The following is a 4,049-nucleotide window of genomic DNA, read 5'->3' on the forward strand; positions in this document are numbered from 1 at the left end:
CTCTTATGGATAGTTGCTGCGTAAGCCGGCACCAGCGTGTCGAGCTCGCCAAACTCATAAATGACCGAGCGGCCGTCGAAGCTTGCGGTGAGTTCGCTGTCTTCGGAACTGACATCGTCGATATAACCGATGTCACCGTTATAGACCTCCTTGTCGTAATCGTTTTCGATCTGCATCACTTTGTCGCCGGACGCGAACGTCCAACCGAAGCGTTCAACCTTGCGCTCGCCGGCGGGGTTCAGAGCCGCCTGCAGTTCAATGTTTAGCGAGCGCGCACCGACGCCGCCCCGGTTCATTGGACACAGAACCTGAATGTCCCGAATTGGGTCGAGGCCGAAACGATTGGGGATCCGTGTCTTCACCAACTCGATGATACGCTGTACGGCGGTTTCTGGATCGCCCGCTTGCACGAAGTAGAAATCGCTATCCGTGCCGGGCGGGCTGAGATCGGGGATGGCCCCCTGATTGATGCGATGTGCGCTGATAATGATGCGGCTTTGCGCGGCCTGCCGGAACACCTCGGTGAGACGCACCACCGGCACAGCACCGGATGAGATGACGTCGGCCAGCACTTGGCCTGGCCCAACCGAAGGAAGCTGGTCGATGTCGCCGACGATCAAAAGGGCAGATCTGTCTGGCACGGCCTTGATGAGTGACTGCATCAGCACGACGTCTACCATTGAGGCTTCGTCGACAACAAGCAGGTCGCAGTCGAGCGGATTGTCTTCGCCGCGCTTGAAGCCGCCGCCCTTGGGGTCAACCTCCAGCAGCCGGTGGATCGTCCTGGCCTCAAAACCGGTCGCTTCGGTCATGCGCTTGGCGGCGCGGCCGGTCGGCGCGCATAGCAGGAGCCTCACGCCCTTTGCTGCGAGAATGCGGAGAATACCTTTGACGATGGTGGTCTTGCCGACACCAGGACCGCCGGTCATGACCAACGCTTTGGACATCAATGCGAGCCGGATCGCAGCGACCTGGCTTTCGGCAAGGGTAAGCCCGATTCGTTGCTCGACCCAAGGCAGTGCCTTGTCGGGATTGATCCAGGGCCACGGCAGTGTGCCATTCGCAAGCCGGATCAGTCGCTCGGCAATCGAACGCTCCGCCCGATGCAGGCCCGCCAGAAATACGCATGACGTTTCGCCTACGCTGTCCGCGATGACTGTGCCTGCTGTCCGTTCGAGATCAAGCGCAATGCGCACCAGTTCCACCGGGACCTCAAGCAGCTTCTCGGCAAGCGGCACCAGTTCATCCGTCGGCAAACCGCAGTGCCCTTCGTCCATCGCCTCGGTCAGCCCATAGGAGATCCCGGCCCGAACCCGAATCATTGCGGTCTTTTCGATGCCGAGTTTCATCGCGATCGCGTCGGCAGTCTTGAAGCCGATGCCGCGAATGTCACGCGCGAGGCGGTAGGGGTTCTCGGTCATAACCTGTACGGCGTCCGCGCCATAGGTCTTATAGATGCGCACCGCCCGGGCTGTGCCGACGCCATTGCTGTGCAGGAAGACCATGATTTCGCGAACGATCTTCTGTTCAGCCCAGGCGGCCGTGATCCGGTTGGCCCGAACCGGGCCGATGCCCGTTACCTCGCGCAGGCGTTCGGGCTCCGCCTCGATGGTATCGAACACTTTCTCACCGAAGGCGCGCACCAGCTTCTTGGCATAGACTGGCCCGATGCCGCGGATCATTCCGGAGCCGAGGTATTTCTCGATGCCGTCGAGTGATGTCGGTTCCGAGGTCTTTAAGAACTTCGCCCTGTACTGTTGGCCATGGGTGCGGTCATTGACCCATTCGCCCGATGCGGTAATCCACTCGCCAGCGGAGATCACCGCGGCGTGCCCGACTACAGTGACCAGTTCGCGGTGGCCGCGCGCCTTGATCCGCAAAACGCAGTAGCCATTCCCGTCGTTGTGGTATGTGACGCGCTCAACAAGGCCAGCAAGAACTTCCCGGCTTGATGGTTTCGGCTGCGGTTTCATGCGGATCGTCGCATCATCTGTTCCGTCGCCGAGAGCACCATTTGCGGACAGCTCTCTTCCCCGAACCCAATTTGCTCAGTTGGATCGTCGTTGGCAAGCCACCACGGTGGTCAACCCCCTTCGGAGCCCACCGAGTTGGCATGCATAGCGTGACTGCATGGCCGATCAATGGGCGTCCGGCGATATGTGTCGGTAGCCGCCGTGCGGTGCAAGAATCGAACTGTAAAGGAGGCCAGCCAGTCGTGATTTCGCTTTGCGGTTACCGCCGGCCGCGGCAACCTTGGTCTCGACCAGCAGCCGATCAATCGTGGCTGCGCTGACGCCGAGCACCAGTGCTCGATCGGCCTGGTCCTAGCTTGAGCCGGCCATGCCGCTCCAGCGAAGGCAGCAACGTCGGAATCATTACCCTGAGCCGCTTGCCGCAGATCCGATCCGAGGCCTCCCATAGCGCCACCAGTGTGAATCTGCGTGGGGTCCGGACGCCGATCGGCGTCCAAGTGCTTGATTGACTTCGCGCGTGCGGGGTCAATGTTCAGCGTCGATTCACAATCGCCCCCCGGGCAATTACGGGTGCCGCAACGAGCGCCTTGCAGTTGCGCTGCGGAAGAAGCAAAAGGAGGCAATCTTAGCATCGGCTTTTTCAATGGCGTTACAAAAGCAAAAGATCACCAAAGACCAGCTTCATGAATTGATCCTAGAACGGTTTGGACTGACCAACTTCTTTCAGGTCAGCGAGGACAGGCAGCTCGGGTTTCGCACAACTGTGGTAGCGGCGCCGGAGGATCTCTGTGAGTTACATTCTCGGCTCGAACGTATTTGCAGTGAGTTGCGGCCAAGATTTGAGTTAGAGTAAGTCACGACCTCAGGCGGGATCTTCGAGGGGCTTTCGGCTGATTGGCGTTGGTCGAAGTATCTATATCTGGGCTCCGGTGTGTGTGTGTGTGTGTGTGCGTAAGTTCACAGAAGCATCGCAGACCGGGTGCTAGATATTCTTCGCGAATATTATTGCGGTCGTTCATATTGGTGACGGAGTTTACGGTGAATTACATGGCACCGATACAGGCTAGGTTCCTCGTACGAAGAGGAAGCGTCGACTGGATGGTTTATGATCGGGATCGCAAGGGGGCGGCCCAACTGAAGGATTACAGCTTGGCTGAGAAGCTGACGAAGGAACAAGCCGAGCAGATTAAGCAGCGGCTGGAGACGGCTTGACCGACGTTTGCAACGACTACCGGTGCTCGCACAACGTCCAGATGGACGCGGCGAGATGGCCGGACGAGATGCGGCTATCCGGTCTCCAGCCGCGGTTCACTTGCACAGTCTGAGGCAAGCGCAGCTCAATCATTCGTTCGGTCGATGAGCCGCCAAGGATGGGCACGCGCGGCTGACGGGGGCTACCCTGCCCAAGTTTGGCCGACATGGCCCACATGCTGGTACGAGCCATCTAAGGGGCTATCCGTTGACCTTGGCGGTGTCGTCCGGCAACGTCGTCGCCAAGGCTCTCACGCGCACATTCGGTCAATCGGTGCGAAGTGGTGGCGGTCGGAGTGTGCAGGCTAGCTGAAGCATCATTCCAACGGGCCGCGCCAAACTCGCGAGCGTTTGTAATCTTACAAATGTCACAGCCGCTGGCTAGAAACGTATCGACTGATCAGCACGGGCTCTTTCAATTGGCCATATTGCGATGGCGGCGAGCGAAGAGCACGCTCGCGGAATCCGCGGCGGAGCATCGCAAAGGAGTACAGATGTTCAAGAGACAGGTGTCGGGCCGCAAGCTTAAGTGCGCAACCAAGCGACGTCGAGCGAAGCCGAAGCGGACAGCGCGTCGTCAACTTGACGGAGCGTTCAACTTTGCAACGCGCGTATTGTCGAATTTCGACCCGACCACGGGGGTCGAGGGTGAAATACGGGACCGCATGGTCAGGACGGCGGAAGGGCGCTTCTATTTGATAGAAGGTCCAGACATCAAGCCGGGTGCTCGTGAAGTCGTAACGCCTTATAGGCTCGAAGATGTCTTTGCGTGGTTGCAGGATTGTCCGGAGCAAATCGAGCGGACAGTGATCGTCGGCAACGCCA

2 protein-coding genes and 1 pseudogene are annotated in these 4,049 nt (G+C 59.2%); 1 reads left to right on the forward strand and 2 read right to left on the reverse strand.

The window, feature by feature from the left end; genetic code table 11:
• Both QJT78_RS49285 and QJT78_RS49290 read right to left on the reverse strand, forming a co-directional pair.
• Nucleotides 1-1,973 (reverse strand): ATP-dependent RecD-like DNA helicase (locus QJT78_RS49285; protein WP_281460787.1); only part of this gene is annotated, 1,973 nt, incomplete at its 3' end.
• A 288-nt stretch (nucleotides 1,974-2,261) separates the two neighbouring features.
• Nucleotides 2,262-2,430: pseudogene (locus QJT78_RS49290) on the reverse strand (transposase); the annotation flags it as partial.
• 1,288 nt (nucleotides 2,431-3,718) lie between these two features.
• Here QJT78_RS49290 and QJT78_RS49295 point away from each other — a divergent pair.
• On the forward strand, nucleotides 3,719-4,049 hold a 331-nt coding region (locus QJT78_RS49295), incomplete at its 3' end, for a hypothetical protein (protein WP_281460788.1).

It is taken from the genome of Bradyrhizobium sp. Mp27, assembly GCF_029953005.1.
Classification (GTDB): domain Bacteria; phylum Pseudomonadota; class Alphaproteobacteria; order Rhizobiales; family Xanthobacteraceae; genus Bradyrhizobium; species Bradyrhizobium barranii.